15 protein-coding genes are annotated in these 16873 nt (G+C 68.7%); 3 read left to right on the forward strand and 12 right to left on the reverse strand.

The genetic code is table 11. From position 1 onward, the window contains the following. Positions 1-30 precede the first annotated feature (30 nt). From Q8Q71_RS09495 to Q8Q71_RS09520, 6 genes are all read right to left on the reverse strand, one after another. On the reverse strand, positions 31-297 hold the full coding sequence (locus Q8Q71_RS09495) for a hypothetical protein (protein WP_305759342.1): 267 nt from the start codon (positions 295-297) through the stop codon (positions 31-33). A 98-nt stretch (positions 298-395) separates the two neighbouring features. Further along, positions 396-608, reverse strand: a complete 213-nt coding sequence (locus Q8Q71_RS09500) for a cold-shock protein (RefSeq protein WP_055828885.1) — start codon at positions 606-608, stop codon at positions 396-398. Between the two features lie 250 nt (positions 609-858). Then, complete coding sequence (locus Q8Q71_RS09505; protein ID WP_305759343.1) at positions 859-1071, reverse strand: cold-shock protein; 213 nt, start codon at positions 1069-1071, stop codon at positions 859-861. Between the two features lie 162 nt (positions 1072-1233). Beyond that, positions 1234-1446, reverse strand: a complete 213-nt coding sequence (locus Q8Q71_RS09510; protein WP_305759344.1) for a hypothetical protein — start codon at positions 1444-1446, stop codon at positions 1234-1236. Between the two features lie 49 nt (positions 1447-1495). Then, positions 1496-2203 (reverse strand): TorF family putative porin, encoded by a 708-nt coding sequence (locus tag Q8Q71_RS09515; RefSeq protein ID WP_305759345.1) that lies wholly within the window; start codon positions 2201-2203, stop codon positions 1496-1498. A gap of 30 nt (positions 2204-2233) precedes the next feature. Continuing rightward, positions 2234-3160: a nitronate monooxygenase family protein gene (locus Q8Q71_RS09520; protein WP_305759346.1), complete on the reverse strand. Its 927-nt coding sequence runs from the start codon at positions 3158-3160 to the stop codon at positions 2234-2236. Between the two features lie 227 nt (positions 3161-3387). Here Q8Q71_RS09520 and queF point away from each other — a divergent pair, with 227 nt between their 5' ends. Beyond that, entirely contained in the window at positions 3388-3849 is a 462-nt protein-coding gene (gene queF, locus Q8Q71_RS09525) for a preQ(1) synthase (RefSeq protein ID WP_305759347.1), read from the forward strand. A gap of 213 nt (positions 3850-4062) precedes the next feature. Here the strand turns inward: queF and Q8Q71_RS09530 are convergent, their stop codons facing one another. After that, positions 4063-8070 (reverse strand): helix-turn-helix domain-containing protein, encoded by a 4008-nt coding sequence (locus tag Q8Q71_RS09530; RefSeq protein ID WP_305759348.1) that lies wholly within the window; start codon positions 8068-8070, stop codon positions 4063-4065. A 301-nt stretch (positions 8071-8371) separates the two neighbouring features. On the opposite strand from Q8Q71_RS09530, the gene Q8Q71_RS09535 reads away from it, so the two are divergent. Continuing rightward, positions 8372-9238, forward strand: a complete 867-nt coding sequence (locus tag Q8Q71_RS09535) for a DUF817 domain-containing protein (RefSeq protein WP_305759349.1) — start codon at positions 8372-8374, stop codon at positions 9236-9238. Here the strand turns inward: Q8Q71_RS09535 and Q8Q71_RS09540 are convergent. Genes Q8Q71_RS09540 through Q8Q71_RS09550 form a run of 3 tightly spaced genes read right to left on the reverse strand, consistent with a single transcriptional unit; the run spans position 9235 to position 13129 of the window. After that, entirely contained in the window at positions 9235-10824 is a 1590-nt protein-coding gene (locus Q8Q71_RS09540) for a HAMP domain-containing sensor histidine kinase (RefSeq protein ID WP_305759350.1), read from the reverse strand. The two genes, Q8Q71_RS09535 and Q8Q71_RS09540, sit on opposite strands and share 4 nt — an antisense overlap. Next, positions 10821-11531: a response regulator transcription factor gene (locus Q8Q71_RS09545; RefSeq protein WP_305759351.1), complete on the reverse strand. Its 711-nt coding sequence runs from the start codon at positions 11529-11531 to the stop codon at positions 10821-10823. Before Q8Q71_RS09545 ends, Q8Q71_RS09540 begins: the two co-directional genes overlap by 4 nt. Positions 11532-11533: 2 nt before the next feature. Then, complete coding sequence (locus Q8Q71_RS09550; RefSeq protein WP_305759352.1) at positions 11534-13129, reverse strand: DUF4173 domain-containing protein; 1596 nt, start codon at positions 13127-13129, stop codon at positions 11534-11536. Between the two features lie 164 nt (positions 13130-13293). Between Q8Q71_RS09550 and Q8Q71_RS09555 the strand changes: the two genes are divergently transcribed. After that, on the forward strand, positions 13294-14877 hold the full coding sequence (locus Q8Q71_RS09555) for an NAD(P)/FAD-dependent oxidoreductase (RefSeq protein WP_305759353.1): 1584 nt from the start codon (positions 13294-13296) through the stop codon (positions 14875-14877). 3 nt (positions 14878-14880) lie between these two features. On the opposite strand, the gene Q8Q71_RS09560 is transcribed toward Q8Q71_RS09555, so the two are convergent. Continuing rightward, positions 14881-15258, reverse strand: a complete 378-nt coding sequence (locus tag Q8Q71_RS09560; RefSeq protein ID WP_305759354.1) for a response regulator — start codon at positions 15256-15258, stop codon at positions 14881-14883. Next, positions 15255-16772: a PAS domain-containing protein gene (locus Q8Q71_RS09565; protein WP_305759355.1), complete on the reverse strand. Its 1518-nt coding sequence runs from the start codon at positions 16770-16772 to the stop codon at positions 15255-15257. The genes Q8Q71_RS09560 and Q8Q71_RS09565 overlap by 4 nt, the downstream gene beginning before the upstream one ends. Positions 16773-16873: the final 101 nt, after the last annotated feature.

Consider the following 16873-nt stretch of genomic DNA (forward strand, 5'->3'; position numbering starts at 1 on the left):
AGACACGATAGCAGACCGAGCTGTGAAAGATCAGGCGGCCTTGGTGTCCGGCAGGGCGGTCTGGTGGCCGCTGGCGGGGACGACCTTCTTCTTGGCCGGGGCGCGGGGCTTCTTGACCACGATCGTCGTCTTGTCGGCGGCGCGGCGGGCGGCCTCGGCGTCGATCAGGGGCACCAGTTCGGCGGCGGTGGCCATCTTGGTCGGGGAGCCGCTTTCCGACAGACGGACCGCATTGAGGCGCAGGGCCTTCAGATCGGCGTCGCTCATGGTCGGGAGCTTTTCGGCCAGCGGGGTCATCGGCATCTCCAGGAGTTGAAAACAGTCGGGCCGGCGCCTGTTCGGCGGCCGGCCCTTCCGTCAGCCGGAGTGATCTCCAGCAGGGTCGTTCGTCGGAACTATTCGGCGGCCTTCAGGCGACCGGCCGATTCCTTGCCCGAACGCGAGTCGCGTTCGACTTCGTAGGAAATCTTCTGGTTTTCGTTCAGCGTGCCCAGATCGGACGTTTCGACGGCCGAGGCGTGGACGAAAACGTCCTTGCCGCCGTCATCGGGGGCGATGAAGCCGTAACCCTTGGTGGAATTGTACCATTTCACAGTGCCGGTAGCCATTTTGAGACCTCCGTTAGGCGTTGACCGCCGGAAGAGGTTCCGGATCGGCCTGTCGGGTCTGAATGGGATCGGCTTTGGACCTCGGTGCGCGATGCAAAGGGGCAGCAGCGTTTCGCAGTGAGATCGACGAGGCCTCAGATGGGCGCTTTGCCGCCCAATAGCAAGCGGCGCCGTTCGGACAGCAAAACGGCGGCGCCGGCTTTCGCCCGCGCCGCCGTCGAAATCACGCGTAGGAGACCGACGCCTGAACTCAGCCTTCGGTCTTCAGCTGACCAGCCGATTCCTTGCCCGAACGCTTGTCGCGCTCGATTTCGTAGGAAACCTTCTGGTTTTCATCCAGGCCGCGCAGGCCGGCCGCTTCGACGGCCGAGATGTGGACGAACACGTCCTTGCCGCCGTCATCGGGCTGGATGAAGCCGTAGCCCTTGGTGGAGTTGAACCATTTCACAGTGCCGGTAGCCATTTGAGACCTCCGTTAGGCGTTGACCTCAGGGAAGAGCCCCTGGAGCCTGTCGGGTCTGAATGGAGCGGCTAGACCTCAGTGCGAAAGCAGAGGGTGGCGTTTCGCAGAGAGCTCGACGGGAGGAGTTGTGGCGCGTCGGCGCGGCGAAATCAAGCCGTGACGCTATTCGGCGGCCTCGCCTTCGGGGTCGGCGACATAGTGTTCCTGGCACAGCTTGCGCAGGGCGGCCGTAAGGGTCGGGCCGTACAGGGAATCCTGGATCCGCTCGAAGCCTTCGGCCTGCAGCGCCTGTTTGATCTCGCCGACGGTGCGGCAGCCTCCGCCGCGCGCCAGTTCATAGGCGCGTTCGAGGGTCGTGGGACGATGGGTGCTCATCTTCCCTAGATAGGAACACGGGCGGGAAAAGCGAGCCCGGTTCGCGGGTTCAGAAGGCGACGCTGATCCCGGCGACCAGGGCGTCGGCGTACTGCTCGCCGGGCACGTTCGCATCGGTTGCGTGATAGCGCAGCTCGGCCTCGAGGTTGCGGGTCAGGGCGTAGGTGAGGCCGGCGTTCCAGCCGGTGTAGTCGACGCTGTTGTCCTGTTCGCGGCGGCCGAGGGAGGCGGAGGCGGACAGCTTGTCGGTGAAGTCCCAGCCGAGGCGGGCCTCGACCCAGGTCCAGGCCTCGGTCGAGCCCGTGCCGTCGGGCGAGTGCTGCAGGCGGAGGCGGCCGCTGGCCGGTCCGATCGAGCGCTTGACGTCGGCGGTGACCTCCCAGGCCCCGTCGTCGTAGCCGGGCGCGGCGTCCACCTGGTATTTGTGGGTGAGGTTGAGGTCGAGGTCGAAGCCGGCGACCTCGGGACGGAGTCCGGCGCCGACGGCCAGCTCCAGCTCGGAGCCGCTGGAGCTCTTGATGGTCTGGAGGCCGGGGCCGGCGTAGAACAGGCCGGAGGCGCTCTCCCATTCGGCCTCGCCCCAGACATAGGCGTCGCCGTCGGACTTGGAGGCGTCCTTGGAGCGGTTGTCGGTGCCCGCGCCAAAGGCGAAGGACCAGCTGCCGGACGGCGGCGCGGGGTCCTGGGCGGCGGCGGGCGCGGCGCAGGCGAGCAGGGCGGTCGCCGCGGCGGCGGCGGCGGTCAGGGTGCGGAGCATTGAGTCGCCTCGGTTGAACGAGGCGGGGTCTTAGAGACGCTTCTTGTCGAATTTGTCACAGGCCTGCGTAAATTCGTCCGTCAGCCGACGGACAAGCTGGGCCGTGGCCGGGACGTCGTGGACCGCGCCCGCGCCCTGGCCGGCCGACCAGACCGTCTTCCACGCCCGCGCCTCCTCGCCCATGTCCAGCTTGTGCTCGGGCAGGGATTTCGGATCGATGCCGTTGGCGATCAGCGACGGCGTCAGGAAATTGGCCGGGATGCCCGAGACGGCGGGGGTGTAGGTGATGTCGGACGCCCCGGCGTCGACGATCATCTGCTTGTACTCGGCCTGGGCCGTCGACTCCGTCGTCGAGATGAAGCGGGTGCCCATATAGGCGAAGTCGGCGCCCATCATCAGGGCCGCGGCCACGTCGCCGCCGGTCGACAGGCAGCCCGACAGGATGATGGTTCCGTCGAAGAAGGACCGCACCTCGTCCACCAGGGCGAAGGGATTGACCACCCCGGCGTGGCCGCCGGCGCCGTTGGCCACCAGGATCAGCCCGTCGACCCCCGCCTGGGCCGCCTTGCGGGCGTGGCGGATGTTGGCGATGTCGTGGAACACCACCCCGCCGTAGCCGTGCACCGCCTCGACCACGTCGCGTACGGCCCCCAGCGAGGTGATGACCAGCGGGACCTTCTCCTCGACGGTCACCATCATGTCGGCCATCAGGCGTGGATTGGTCGGGTGGACGATGTGGTTGACGCCGAAGGCGGCGGCGTCGGGATTCAGCCGCGCCTTGATGTCGTGCAGCCACTCCCGATAGCCCTCGGTGGTGCGCTGGTTCAGCGACGGGAAGGTCCCGATCACCCCGGCGTTGCAGCACTCCACCACCAGATCCGGTCCGGAGACCAGGAACATGGGCGCCGCGATGACCGGCAGCTTCAGACCCTTTTGCAGCGATGCCGGAATGGCCATGCGGAGCTCCCCGAGTTGTCTTTGGCTACGGATAGCGGGGCGCCCCGGGGGAAGGCAAATCGCGACGACGCGGGATCGACGGATTTGTCCCCGCCCGGTTTGTCCCCGTGGCGGGGACAGGTCGGGGACAAGGGGGGACGAAACCGGGACATCGTCCGGCATGGACTCCCGCTTGGACTTCCACATGGGCGGATGACGCCGGGGCCCCGACCGGCTAGATCGCCTGCATGACCACAGACACCTCGGGCCTGCACCAGCTCGGCCAGCACACCGTCCAGCCCACGTCGCCGGAAACGGCCGAGCTGGAACGCGTTCCGAACCCGCACGCGGGGACGCTGTACCTGACCCGCTTCACGGCGCCGGAGTTCACCAGCCTGTGCCCGGTGACGGGCCAGCCGGACTTCGCCCACATCGTCATCGACTATGCGCCGGGCGACTGGCTGGTCGAGAGCAAGAGCCTGAAACTCTACCTGACCGCCTTCCGCAACCACGGCGCCTTCCACGAGGACTGCACTGTGGCCATCGGCAAGAAGATCGCCGATCTGCTGCAGCCGAAATGGCTGCGCATCGGCGGCTACTGGTACCCGCGCGGCGGCATACCGATCGACGTCTTCTGGCAGACGGGGCCGGCGCCCGAGGGGCTGTGGCTGCCCGATCAGGGCGTGCCGACGTATCGCGGGCGGGGATAAGGCGGGGCTGCTTCTGACTCAATGCGAACCTTCAGAGCGTCCGCTTCCCGGCAATATCGACCTAGAACCGAGCGCCTATGATAAACAGTGTAAGGATTACAATCAGACCCAAAAACGCCACACAGAGGATAGGCCAGAGTCCCTCGCCCTCCGCTTCGAAGAAGAACGGGATGCGGATTTTCAGGCGGGGATGATGCGGCGGCGGCTTTGCCATCAGTGGAACTCCAGCCCTTCGCGGCGGCTTCGCTCGATGTTGCGCTCGGCATCTCGACGCACATTGTCGTAGAGCTCCCACGCGGCCGAGCTCCGGGTCATGACCTTCAGGGCCTCCATAGCGCCGTCGCGCATTCGCAGGTCCTGGGGCGTCGGCTCGCCGACGACACCGCCGCGCATGCCAGACACGGCCGAGCTCCACAGGCGCTCGGACGCCAGTTCGTAGGTGTCGCGATCGACGGCGCGGCACCGCTCAAGGAAGCGGATCACGAATGCGCGGTGCGTAAAGATGAAGGTCTGGCTGGCCTCCTTCAGGAGCCCGGAAATCGTTGTCAGTTCGCTCGCCGACGCGCTCTCGATCAGCGGCTCAAAAAACTGAACCACGTCGTCGGCGCTGCCGAGGAAGAAGGCGTCATGAAGGTTCGCGGCGTGGTGCTCGAAATAGAAGTTCTTCTTGTCACAGTGCGCGCGCAGCCATTCCCACACCCGCCGTTGCAGGGCGATGCCCTGACCGCTTTCAGAGAAGCGGAGCGGCACATGCACGTAGGGCCCGTAGTTGATCGGCCGCATGTCAAACGACTGCATTTCAGCCGCGTGTTCGACCCGGTCAAAGAACCACTCGACCAGCAGGAACGGGTGCCGGACGGAAAACTCCGACAGCAGGGTTTCGAGCCAGTGCCCATTCAGTTCGGGCAGGCGTCGCGCCCGTTCAAGGAAGTGCTCGGCATCTTCACGCGTCGAAGCATCGAGGATCGTCTCACGATGGAAGCCCGTCCACAAACGCGCCACCTGTTCGGCCATCGACGCGTCGGTGAACTGCACGAGGCGCGTCAGGTCGAGCAAGGCACGTTCGGACAGCTCACGCCATGAAGACAGGGTGTTGACCGCCCATGAAGCGACCCGCGCATCGGCGGAGGCCAGCCCGATGCTCAGCAGCGCGATGTCCTCGGCTTCCGGGTCGCGGAAATAGCTTAGGGATGCGGCGGCCGCGGCGGCCAGGTCCGTGTCGCCCGACGTCAGGAACTTGCGGATGAGCCCGCGCGCGCCTTGCCGGTCAGCGCGCAGCCAGACCCCGAGCGCATTGCTGACGAAGTCGCGCATCGGCGACTGACGCCGCGTCTGCGCATCTGCGAGCAGCGCTTTCGCCAACGGCAGATTGTCGGCCAACACCTCATTGATGAGAACGAAGGCGCTACTGGCGTCCGCGCGTACGGCGCGAACGTCGAGAAGCGCCCGCTCCATGTGGGCAAGCAACGCTTCGGGGTCCGGGAACGCGGCGCGCAGATCGTCCGTGATGCAGCGCATCCACTTCTTCGTTTCCGTGTCCCACTGGTCAACGTCCTTCAGGCCAATGAAGGTATGGCCCCAGCCATCCATCAGGCCGGCGCGCGTGCGGAACTCGAGGTCCGACGGCAGAGCGGCGAAGATCGCCTTCGCCTCGTCCGCCTCCGCACCCGTTGCGTGCTGGACATGCCAGGACACCCCGCCAGCGATGCCAATGGCGGTCATCGCGTCCAGACCGCCAGCTTCCACCACGGCGCGGACACGCCGAAGCGTGTCGACAAACTCCGCCTTGTACTTCTTCCGCAGCGAGCTCTCGGGCGACGATCCCAGCATTCCATGCGGGGAGCGAAGGGCGTTTGAAAGGAACATGCCCAGGCGATGGCCCCGTTTGCCCTCAGCGGTGGGAAGGCGATCGATCACGTGATCGATCAGCTTCGCCCGCAGCGGACGGACGACATCAAACGACACGAAGAACGGCGTCATGGTGAACTGACGACGGTCTGACGTCGTCGTCATCCCCTCGCCGCTCAGGATCGGCGCGAGAACTTCCAGCGGAGTGTGGGCGCCTTTCCACGCCTCAGGCTGGTCCAGCAGCCCAAGCGCGAAATCGAGAACCTTTTCATTGTAGAGGACCGGCTTCTGCACCTGATAGCCGGCCAGATCGGTAAGGACGCGCAGCGCGTGTTGGGGGTGCGGACCCGTCTCGCGCGGGTCGTCCCGGCCGAGCTCCCACAACAGCGCGCAGGTTTCCTCGACATAGTCATAGGCGAACGCGACGTTGCGCAGGATGGTGGGCAGCGCCTCGATCAGCCGCTTCTCAGCCATCGCCGCGCGCACGAAGTCCAGCGCCTGGCGCGGTTGGAAGATCGCAACCTCCGCAATCGCGTCAAATCGACCGTCATAGGTCGTGTCGATCGAACGAAGCTTCTGCCACATGCCATCCAGCAGGCGGCTGTTGGACGGATCGCCACTCGTCAACCGCCAATCCAGCCGCCCGAGGTTGACCAAGGCGTTGCCCAGCAGCGACGCGGGCACTGCATCCAGAATGGCGTGCGCGAATAGAGAGAGTTTCCCCGACGGCGCGATGCAGCTCTTCTCGATGTAGTAGTCCGCAATCAGGTCCGGCATCAGCCGGTATTCCTGACTGCGCTGATAGATGACGCCCCCTTCGAGCAACATCCGCAGGAAGCGAGAGGCGTCGATGGCCGGGATCGCCGTGACGGTGGCGATGAGGTCGAACAGCTGCAGGTCTTCAATGTGGAACGGTTGAACGACAGACAGGACGTCCACGATGGAGCGAAGCTGACGCTTGTCGCTCTCGGTCCCGATATCCGTCGCCGCGTCCCCAAACTTCGCGAGCACCTGATTGCGCAACGCCTCGGCGTTTTTCGCGAGCTCGAGGCTCAAGCTTTCCTTGGCGATGACCTTGGTCATCATCAGGGCGACGAGCGGCAGATTGCTAGACGCGCGCGCGATGGGCTCTGCCCAGCTTTCGTCGAGGTCGTAGTCCGCCAGCGCGCGGCCTGTCAGAGCCACGGCTTCTGCTTTGGGCAACGCGCCGAGTTCGATCACCGGCGGCGGGTCGACCTTGTAGGCCGAGGTTTCCCGCAGGATGCGAGATAGCGCGTAGGGCCGCGTCGAAATGAGGAGCTTGGCTTGATTGGCCTCGACCGCCACGTAGTCCAACACGGTGGTCAGCGTGTCGCGCGTATGGGCGTCGTCCACGACAAGCAGCTTCGGTCCGCCACCCAGATCGTCGAGGTTCTTGCGGGTCGGCTGGTCGGCCAGCGACAGCACACGAATGCGGGTTGTTCGATGGGCCGTGTGGTAGCGATCGAGAAATTCGCGCAGCAGCCGGGACTTTCCGACGCCGCCCGCCCCGTTGAGGATGACGACGTTGGCCCCGTCTTGCGCAAACTCCTGATCGAGCTTTGCCAGATCGGCTTCGCGCCCCTCGAAATGCGTCGCGAGATCGAAGACCGCGCCTTGGCTTTCGAACGGTTCGAAATACTGTTCGGGCGTGAGCCACGCCCCCGGTTCAGGCTCGCCCAGGAGGGCCTCGCGTTGGCCCCGGAAGAATATGTCGACCAAGCGGATCTGATCGTCCTTCGGCAGATCCCGGATGACGCTGGTCAGGCTTTCCATGTCCCACAGTTCCCAACCCGGGAAGGCGCGGATTGCCTCCACGGCCTGCGGGCTGGCGGTGCGGCTGAGCACAAGCACCTTCTTGGACGCCTTGCCGGTGTAGGCATCGACCGCCGCCTTCACCTTCCCCGGACCAAATTGGTCGTGACGCTTGCACTGATAGGAATGCAGCTCGCCGTCCGGGAACAGCACGGACACGTCTTCGCCGTCCTGCTTGTGGCCGGTCTTGCCGGCGCGGCGCACCTCGGCCTCGGGGTGGCGCGCACGCAATATCCACTCGACGATACGCTCGAATTTTTCCGGATCGAGGCGATCAACCGGGAACGGAACCGCGTAGGTGAGCGGGGTGGCGTTGCCGTACCCCGCTAGTTCGCGCAGCTGCGCCGGGTCCACCAGCAACGCCTTCGCCAGATCATCCAACTGCGCTTCGCGCGGGCGGGACATTCCCGCCTCCCATCGACTGATCGACTGCTGCGTAGTCTTCACACGGCGCGCCAAGTCGGCTTGCGTCGCCATCCCCGCCATCAGGCGGAGCTGCGCTATTCTAATGCCGAGCTTGGAGTGACGAGGCGCATTCATTTCGCACACATATGTGTACGTTGGAAAGAAGTCAATGTCCCGGTTAGTGTGCGGAAAAAGCGCGCGTCCCGAAGCGCGCGCCCAGCAACTTGGCCGCCCTGTGCCGACCGCTGATGGGGCCGGGGCACCAACTCCAGCGGCGTAGCCGGTGTCGACGACCTGCGGGGACCCACCATTCTTCGGCCTTGGCCAAGACGAATGTCCGCTTGCTGGTACGGCTTCAATGTCTGTTGCTGGCGCGGAACGGCCCCTGCACCGAACCTCCTCGCCCGGCGCGTCTCCGACCCGCTAACCTCCGCGCATGACCGATTCCGCCCGCCTGCCGCTCGAAACCCGGGGCCGCCACTGGCTGGGGCGGCTGCAGACCTGGGCCGACCGGGCCGCATGGTCCCGCCACGGCTTCGAATTCCTGATGTTCGGCATCAAGCAGGGCTGGGCCTGTCTGTTCGGGGGGGCGATGCTGGCCCTGCTGCTGGCGACCCATCTGTGGTGGCCGGACGCGGCGCCGGTCAGCCGGTACGACTTCCTCGTGGTCGGGGCGCTGGCCATCCAGGCGGCGATGCTGGCGCTGAAGCTGGAGAGCTGGGAGGAGGCGAGGGTGATCTTCGTCTTCCACGTGGTCGGCACGATCATGGAGCTGTTCAAGACGCAGCACGGCTCGTGGATCTATCCGGAGGACAGCGTGCTGCGGATCGGCATGGTGCCGCTGTTCTCGGGCTTCATGTATGCGGCGGTCGGCAGTTACATCGCCCGCATCCAGCGCATCTTCGACATCCGCTTCCGCCACTATCCGCCGCTGTGGACGACGTGGGTGCTGGCGGCGGCGATCTACGTCAACTTCTTCGCCCATCACTGGCTGCCGGATGTGCGGCTGGGGTTGTTCGCGGCGACGGCGGTTCTGTTCGGGCGGGGCTGGTTCTATTTCACCCCGGACCGAAAGCGGCGCGCGATGCCGTTCCTGCTGGGGTTCTTCCTCGTCGCGACCTTCATCTGGCTGGCCGAGAACATCGCGACCTTCGCCAACGCCTGGGTCTATCCGTCCCAGAGCGACGGCTGGCATCCGGTGTCGGTCGAGAAGCTGGGCAGCTGGTTCCTGCTGATGATGATCAGCGTCGTGCTGGTGTCGCTGGTGCGCCGGCCGGAGGAAGAGCCGGCGCGGGAGGGCTAGGTCGCCGTCTCCTCCGCCAGCGGGAGGGCCAGTTCGAAGACGGCGCCCTCCGCCGACGGGACCAGCTCCAGCGTCGCCTGGCTGGCGGCCAGCAGGGCGCGGGCGATGGACAGGCCCAGACCGGCCCCGCCCTCGCCCCGCCGGGTGGTGAAGAAGGGCTCGAAGACGCGGCCGGCGTCGGCCGGGGCGACGCCGGGGCCGTCGTCCGAGACGGTCAGCACCAGCCGGTCGCCGACGGGCCTCGCCTCGACGGTCACCGCGGCCGCGCCGGCCTGGCGGCTGTTCTCCAGCAGGGTCGACAGAACCATCTCCACCGTCGAGGCGGGGACGGCGACGCGCGGCGCATCCGCCGGCAGGCGGACGGTGATGGCCAGCCGGTCCGAGCGGGCGTCCACCGCCTTCATCACCGGCGGGCGGGGGTCGACCGACAGGCCCGCCTCGGGCCGGGCCATGTCGGCGCGGGCGAGGTCGAGCAGGCGGGTGACCAGGGCCGACAGGCGGCGGCCGTCGGCGGCGATGTTGTTGAGGAAGCGCCGGCGCTGGTCCGGCTCCATGTCGTCGTGGTCCTGCAGCAGTTCGACCGCGCCCTGGATGCCGGCCAGCGGGGTCTTGAACTCGTGGCTGACGGCGGCGGCGAAGTCGCGCAGATAGCGGGAGCGGCGGTCGACGGCCTGGGCCATGCGGCCGAAATCCTCGTAGAGGGCGCGGATCTCGACGGCGGCGGTGGCGGGCGTGGGCGGCAGGGGGCCGCCGCCCGTGGCGACGTCGCGGGCGGCGCGGCTGAGCGCCTCGATGGGGCCGGCGATGCCGCGGGCGACCAGCACGGCGAGAAAGGCGATCAGGCCGAGGGTGCCGACGATGCCGAGGCCGATCTTGATCCGGTCCTGGTAGATGCCGCGGAACAGGGCGCGGGGCGAGCGCGAGGTCAGGATCACGCCCCGGACCTGGCCGTCCACGACCACCGGCCGGGCGTGGTGGATGCGCAGGCCGGAGGCGCGGCTGAGCCACTCCATCGAATAGCGCGGGCGATAGGCGTCGTTGCGGCGCAGGACGGTGCGGGCCTGGCCGGACAGGGCGGCGCGCACCTCGACCAGGTCGCCCAGTCCGCCGCCCCGGCCATGGCCGCGGATCACCACCCCCCGGCGGTCGAGGAAGAGGATGGAGGCCAGGGTCGTGCGGCTGGTGCGCTCCATGACCGGATCGAGCCGGGCCGCGACGGCGACGGCGTCCGGGTCTGGCGGGGCGGTCGGGACGCGCGCCGGCGGCCGGGCCGGCAGGATCGGCGTCGAGCCCAGGTCGATGGTCGCGGCCTCGGGCTGATAATAGCCGGGGGCGAGGCGGGCGGCGGGGTCGAAGGGGAGGACGACCGCTCCCGGCCAGCCGGTTTCGGCCATGGCGGAAAGGGCCGCGGCCTGGGCGATCAGCTCGGCCTCGGTCTGGCGCACCAGGGTGTTCTCGTAGACGCGCAGGAAGATGGCGCTGAGCCCCGGCAGGATGGCGGCGAACATCAGCACCGAGAGCAGGATGGTCCGCAGCCTGAGCGCCGGCCAGTGCGATCGGACGAAGGCCCGGAACCGCGCGATCACACCGCCGCGCCGAGGCAGGGGCCGAGCTGGTAACCGACGCCGGCCCGGGTCTCGATCACGTCCGCCCCGCCGACCGAGGCGAATTTGGCGCGCAGGTTGCGGACGTGGCTGTCGATGGTGCGGTCGGTCATGGCGAAGCCGGGGCCGTGGACGCGGTCGATGATGGCGTCGCGGGTGAAGACCCGGCGCGGGGCGTCGGCCAGCACCCGGACGATGCTGAATTCGGTCACCGTCAGCGGCACCTCGACCTCCTGCCAGCGCGCGCGCCAGCCGTCGGCGTCGAGGCTGAGGCGGCCCCAGGCGAAATGGCCGGCGGTTGGCGGCGGCGGGGTGCGGGCCGCCCGGCGCAGGATGGCTGCGACCCGGGCCACCACCTCGCGCGGGCTGAAGGGTTTGACGACATAGTCGTCGGCCCCCAGCTCCATGCCCAGCACCCGGTCGATCTCGTCGTCGCGCGACGACAGGAACAGGATCGGCAGGTCGCCCCGGGCGCGGATGCGGCGGCAGGTTTCGATCCCGTCCATGCGCGGCATGTTGATGTCCAGCACCACCAGATCGGGCGCGCGCAGGGCGATCTCGGCCAGGGCGGCCTCGCCGTCCGCCGCCTCGCGGGTGGCCAGGCCGGCCTTCTGCAGGGCGAAGGTCAGGAGGTCGCGGATGTGCGGGTCGTCGTCGACCACCAGGACGGTGCATTGCATGATCGCCATGTTCAGCCTCCCGCCGGCGAGGTCAACGGTTCAGGCGCGGGCCAGGCCGCCGGCGGCGGGACCGCGACCACCGGCGCGGGCGGCGGCGGGGGCGGGATCAGGCGACCGTCCAGGCGTCGCGGGCCCGGCTTCGGCGGCGACAGGGGCCGGTCCCGCGTCAGGGCCTCGACCCGGTCGAGACGGCGCTGGTCGCGCCAGGTCCAGCCGCGCCATTCGCCCAGGCCGCGGCGGACATCGGCGAGGACCTCGCGGCGGACGGCGGCCGCGCGGTCGCGCAGGTCGGGGTCGTCGGTGGTCTGCTCCAGCTCGACGAGGGAGACCAGAGCCGGAGCGCCGAGGCCGCGCAGATAGCCGAGGTCCAGCTCGACCCCGCGGCCCCCGACCTCGCGGGCATGGCGCACGTTCCAGGCGGCGGCGACGGCGCCCAGGTCGATCACGCTGACCATGGCCAGGACGGCCAGGACGACGCGGACATTGGCGTCGATCAGCCAGTGGGCCGGGCGGTCGCGCAGCATGCGCCAGCAGATCAGCAGCAGGCCGATCCCGACCAGGATCATCCAGAGCATGGCGGCGATGCGGAAACGGGTCAGGGCGTAGGATTCGATGTAGTCGGCGGTGCGCAGCAGGCTGGAGGCGACCAGCACGAGGTTCTGGCCGACCCAGACCACCACCAGCCCGCGCACCAGCGGGCGCCGGGCCGTGTCCGAGCCCGGCTGCAGGGCGATCAGCACGAACAGCCCGGCCAGCAGGGCGGTGACGATCAGCGGATACGCCCCGCGGTGGGCGTAGTCGGCCAGGCCCATGTCGCCGGGCAAGGGAGCGCCGCTCCACAGGAAGGCGATGTCGAGGCCGTTCTGCAGGGTGAAGACGGCGTTGAAGACGATCAGCGACCAGGTGATGGAGGTGGTCAGGGCGGCCGACGGTCGGGCCGGGCCGCGCGTCGGCAGGGCGATCAGCCCGCGCCGCCAGCGGGGGCGGAGCGCGCCCAGCGTCATGACGGCCACGACGGACCACAGGATGACGCGCGCGACGCTGTCTTCCGGCAGGGCCGGCGCGGCCAGGCCGGCGAGGAAGTCAGAAATCAGCGGATTGGCCGCCGCGAACAGGGCCAGGAAGACCGCGCCGCCGACCACCGGCATGACCAGCAGGCCCAGGACCGCGACCGCGGACGGCCCCGTGCGGCGGCGCTTCAGCCGGGACAGGCGGAACAGGTCGATCGCCGGGCCGGCCAGTCCGACCGCGCCGAGGACCACGAACCGCTGCGCCCAGGCCCAGGCCGGCTCGCCGGCGCGGACCCGGGCCGACAGTACGGCCACGGCCGTCGCCAGGCCGAACAGGATCCAGGCCAGCGGGCCGGGCCGGTCCATCATGATCAGGGCAAGGGCGGCGGCGGCGGCGACGGCGGCGAGGGCGCGCCGCTCGCGCAGCAGTCCGGGGCGCGCCACGATGAGCGCCCCGAGCCAGGCCAGGGCGAACAGACCGACGGTGGAGCCGGGCTCGTGCCAGACGAAGAAGGCGTCGGCCAGGGCCACGAGGGCGGCGGCGAGGCCGGCCTTCAGCCAGAAGGACGAGCGGGACAGTATGGATGGGCGATGCATGCGGGCCTCCCTTGCGGTTCCGCTTGTCGCCGCGCCGCGTCCACCCGGGTTGCGCCCGCCGGGGATTATCGGCGCAGAGGCCGTGCAGGACCGGTGCAGGGGCGGGCGGATGCTTGCCGGGGGGCGGCGAAAACTCCTAGGAGGGAGGGCGGAGCGGAGCGCCCATGACCACCACCACAACCGACGTCGTCATCCTCGGCGGGGGCCACAACGGACTGGTGTGCGCCTTCTATCTGGCGCGGGCCGGGCTGAAGGTGACGGTTCTGGAGCGGCGACATGTGGTCGGCGGGGCGGCGGTGACCGAGGAATTCCATCCCGGCTTCCGCAACTCCACCGCCAGCTACACCGTCAGCCTGCTGAACCCGAAGATCATCGCCGATCTGGAACTGGCGCGGCACGGCCTGCGGGTGGTGGAGCGCAAGGTCTCCAACTTCCTGCCCTTCGAAGACGGGCGGCATTTCCTCGCGGGCGAGGGACGGACGCAGGGGGAACTGGCGAAATTCTCCGCGCGGGATGCGGAGCGGCTGCCCGATTACGAGGCGCGGCTGGAGGTCGTGGCCTCGGTGCTGCGCGACTGGATCCTGAAGGCGCCGCCCAACATGGTCGAGGGCGGCTGGATGGCCATGCTGCCCGAACTGCTCAAGGGCGCGTCCCTGGGCAAGCAGGCGGCGGGGCTGGACGTCGCTGGCCGGCGCGACCTGCTGGACCTGTTCGCCAAGTCGGCCGGCGACTGGCTGGACGGCTGGTTCGAGAGCGACCCGATCAAGGCCCTGTTCGGCTTCGACAGCGTCGTGGGCAACTACGCCAGCCCCTATACGCCGGGCTCGGCCTATGTGCTGCTGCATCACGTCTTCGGCGAGGTGAACGGGCGCAAGGGCGTCTGGGGCCACGCCATGGGCGGCATGGGGGCGATCACCCGCGCCATGGCCGCGGCCTGCGCCGAACAGGGCGTCGATGTCCGGCTGGAGACGCCGGTCGCCGAGGTGCTGACGGAAAAGGGCCGGGCCGTGGGCGCGGTCACCGAGGCCGGGGACGTGGTGCGGGCCCGAGCCGTCGTGTCCAACCTGCATCCGCGCCTGCTGTTCGAGCGGTTCGTGGACGACGCCGTCGTGCCGGCGGACTTCCGCGAGCGGATCGGAAACTACCAGTCCGGTTCGGGCACCTTCCGCATGAATGTGGCCCTGTCGGAGCTGCCGAACTTCACCAGCCTGCCGGGGCAGGGCGACCACCTGACCGCCGGCATCATCATCGCGCCGTCGCTGGGCTACATGGACCGGGCCCACGCCGAGGCGCGGCTGAACGGCTGGTCGTCGAAGCCGATCGTCGAGATGCTGATCCCCTCGACCCTGGACGACAGCCTGGCGCCCCCCGGTCAGCACGTCGCCAGCCTGTTCTGCCAGCATGTCGATCCGACGCTGGCGGACGAGCACCGCGACACGGTGGCCGATCTGATGATCGACACGGTCGACGCCCATGCGCCGGGGTTCAAGGCGTCGGTGGTCGGCCGGCTGGCGCTGGGGCCGCGCGATCTGGAGCGGCGCTTCGGCCTGGTGGGCGGGGACATCTTCCACGGCCGGCTGTCGCTGGACCAGCTATTCAGCGCCCGGCCGGTGCTGGGCCACGCCGATCACCGGATGCCGGTTCCCGGCCTCTATCTGTGCGGATCGGGCGCCCATCCGGGCGGCGGCGTCACCGGCGCCCCGGGACACAATGCGGCGCGGGCGGTGCTGAAGGATCTGGGGCGGTAGGCCTCAGACGTTCTCCACGCCCATGGCCTGCATCAGGGCGTCGCGGACGGCGGCCTCGGTGAAGGGCTTCTGGATGGTGGCCTGGCCGCGCCATTCGTCTGGCAGACCGCCCTCGCCGTAGCCGGTCGAGAAGACGAAGGGCACGCCGCGGTCTTTCAGGGCCTGGGCGATCGGGAAGACCTGGCGACCGGCGACGTTGACGTCCAGCAGGGCGGCGTCGAGCGGCTCGCCGCCCGTGGCCATGGCGAGCCCCTCGTCCACGGTGGACGCGGGGCCGACCGGGGTGCAGCCCATATCCTCGAGGATGGTTTCCAGCAGCATGGCGACGAGCGATTCGTCCTCCACCACCAGGACGCGACGGCCCGACAACGCCTGGCTCATGAAGCTCTCCCCAGATGCAGCGGAATGGAGAATTCCGCGCTGAAACCGCTGTTTGCGTAGTCGAGTTTGACCTCGCCCGCCAGATCGTGGCGCACGTTTCGTTCGATCAGCCGGCTGCCGAACCCCCTGCGCGCCGGCGGGGCCGTGGGCGGACCGTCGATCTCGCGCCAGCTCAGCCGAAGGACGGGACGGGACTGGTCGGCCACCGCCCAGTCCACCAGCACCCGGCCTTCGGGCGCGGAGAGGGCGCCGTATTTGGCGGCGTTGGTCGCCAGCTCATGGAAGATCATGCCCAGCGACAGGGCGGCGGCGGGGCCCAGCGCCACCGGCGGGCCGACCAGACTGACCCGCTGGGGCCCGTGCGCCTCGGTTTCATGCTGCAGTATGTCGCGCAGGTCCGCGCCCTCCCAGTGACTGCGGGTCAGCAGGTCGTGGGTGTGCGACAGGGCCAGCAGCCGCGCCTGGAAGCCCTCGGCGAAGGTGCGCGGGTCGACGTGGGAGCGCGCGGTCTGGATGGCGATCGACTGGACCGTGGCCAGGGTGTTCTTCACCCGGTGGTTCAGCTCGTCGATCATCAGCTTCTGACGCTCGGCGGCGAGGCGGGTGTCGGTGACGTCATGGCCCTGGACGAAGATGCCGACCACGTCCCCCGCCGCATCGCGGATCGGCTGATAGACGAAGTCGAGATACAGGCTCTCCAGGGGCTCGTCGGGACGCCGTTGCAGCAGCACCTGGCTGGCGCGACCCTCGTGCGGCTCCCCCGTCGCATAGACGGCGTCGAGGAATTCGTAATAGCCCTGTCCGACCAGCTCCGGCAGGGCCTCACGCAGCGGCTTGCCGATGAGGTCGCGGTGACCCACCAGCTGGCCATAGGCGGGGTTGTGCATCTGGATGACATGGTCGGGGCCGGAAAGCACACAGACGAAGCCCGGCGCCTGCATGAACATCCCGGTCAGGCGATCGCGCTCGGTCTCGAGGCGCCGGTTGTCTTCCTGGACCTGCTGCGCCCGGCCGAGGACCGCGCCGCCCAGCATGACGTCCATGGCGCTGGCCCGGCCCGGGCGGGCGTGGCTCTCGCGTAAGCGCTGCAGTTCGGTGATGTCGGTGGTGTGCTGCAGCAGAAAGACCACTTCGCCCTCGTCGTCGAGGATGGGGGTGTGGGTGGCGCTCCAGTAGCGGTCCTCCAACACGTCGCGGCCGTCGTCTCCGCGCCGGCGCATCGCGAATTTGACCACGGCGAGGTGATCGCGCTGCCGGGTGTCGCGGGCCTTTTCCAGCGACGCCCGGACGCGCCGGATGTTCTCGACCGCTTCCGCGCCGGAGCCGGAATCGAAGGCGGCGAACAAGGATCGTCCGAGAATGGCGTCGCGGCTGCTGCCGGTCACTTCGAGGTAGGCCTGGTTCACCCCGGCGATGCGCAGATCGGGAGTCAGCAGCACATAGGGATTGGGCGAGGCGTCAAACGCGCTCGCCAGATCGACCCCGAGGCCGCCCGATTTCGCCAGATGCTTCACTGTGGACCCCGCCTGCCGCACAGTAACGCCTCGACGGGCCGCTGGTTCAAGGGCGAACGGAGGTCGTCGCGCGCCGGTCATTTGGCGGGCTCGTCCGCTAC

It is taken from the genome of Brevundimonas sp., from assembly GCF_030704825.1.
Taxonomy (GTDB): domain Bacteria; phylum Pseudomonadota; class Alphaproteobacteria; order Caulobacterales; family Caulobacteraceae; genus Brevundimonas.

Coding starts and splice junctions, on each gene's coding strand:
- Q8Q71_RS09495 (WP_305759342.1), bottom strand. CDS start 297: ATGACCCCGCTGGCCGAAAAGCTCCCGACCATGAGCGACGCCGATCTG.
- Q8Q71_RS09500 (WP_055828885.1), bottom strand. CDS start 608: ATGGCTACCGGCACTGTGAAATGGTACAATTCCACCAAGGGTTACGGC.
- Q8Q71_RS09505 (WP_305759343.1), bottom strand. CDS start 1,071: ATGGCTACCGGCACTGTGAAATGGTTCAACTCCACCAAGGGCTACGGC.
- Q8Q71_RS09510 (WP_305759344.1), bottom strand. CDS start 1,446: ATGAGCACCCATCGTCCCACGACCCTCGAACGCGCCTATGAACTGGCG.
- Q8Q71_RS09515 (WP_305759345.1), bottom strand. CDS start 2,203: ATGCTCCGCACCCTGACCGCCGCCGCCGCCGCGGCGACCGCCCTGCTC.
- Q8Q71_RS09520 (WP_305759346.1), bottom strand. CDS start 3,160: ATGGCCATTCCGGCATCGCTGCAAAAGGGTCTGAAGCTGCCGGTCATC.
- queF (WP_305759347.1), top strand. CDS start 3,388: ATGACCACAGACACCTCGGGCCTGCACCAGCTCGGCCAGCACACCGTC.
- Q8Q71_RS09530 (WP_305759348.1), bottom strand. CDS start 8,070: ATGAATGCGCCTCGTCACTCCAAGCTCGGCATTAGAATAGCGCAGCTC.
- Q8Q71_RS09535 (WP_305759349.1), top strand. CDS start 8,372: ATGACCGATTCCGCCCGCCTGCCGCTCGAAACCCGGGGCCGCCACTGG.
- Q8Q71_RS09545 (WP_305759351.1), bottom strand. CDS start 11,531: ATGGCGATCATGCAATGCACCGTCCTGGTGGTCGACGACGACCCGCAC.
- Q8Q71_RS09550 (WP_305759352.1), bottom strand. CDS start 13,129: ATGCATCGCCCATCCATACTGTCCCGCTCGTCCTTCTGGCTGAAGGCC.
- Q8Q71_RS09555 (WP_305759353.1), top strand. CDS start 13,294: ATGACCACCACCACAACCGACGTCGTCATCCTCGGCGGGGGCCACAAC.
- Q8Q71_RS09560 (WP_305759354.1), bottom strand. CDS start 15,258: ATGAGCCAGGCGTTGTCGGGCCGTCGCGTCCTGGTGGTGGAGGACGAA.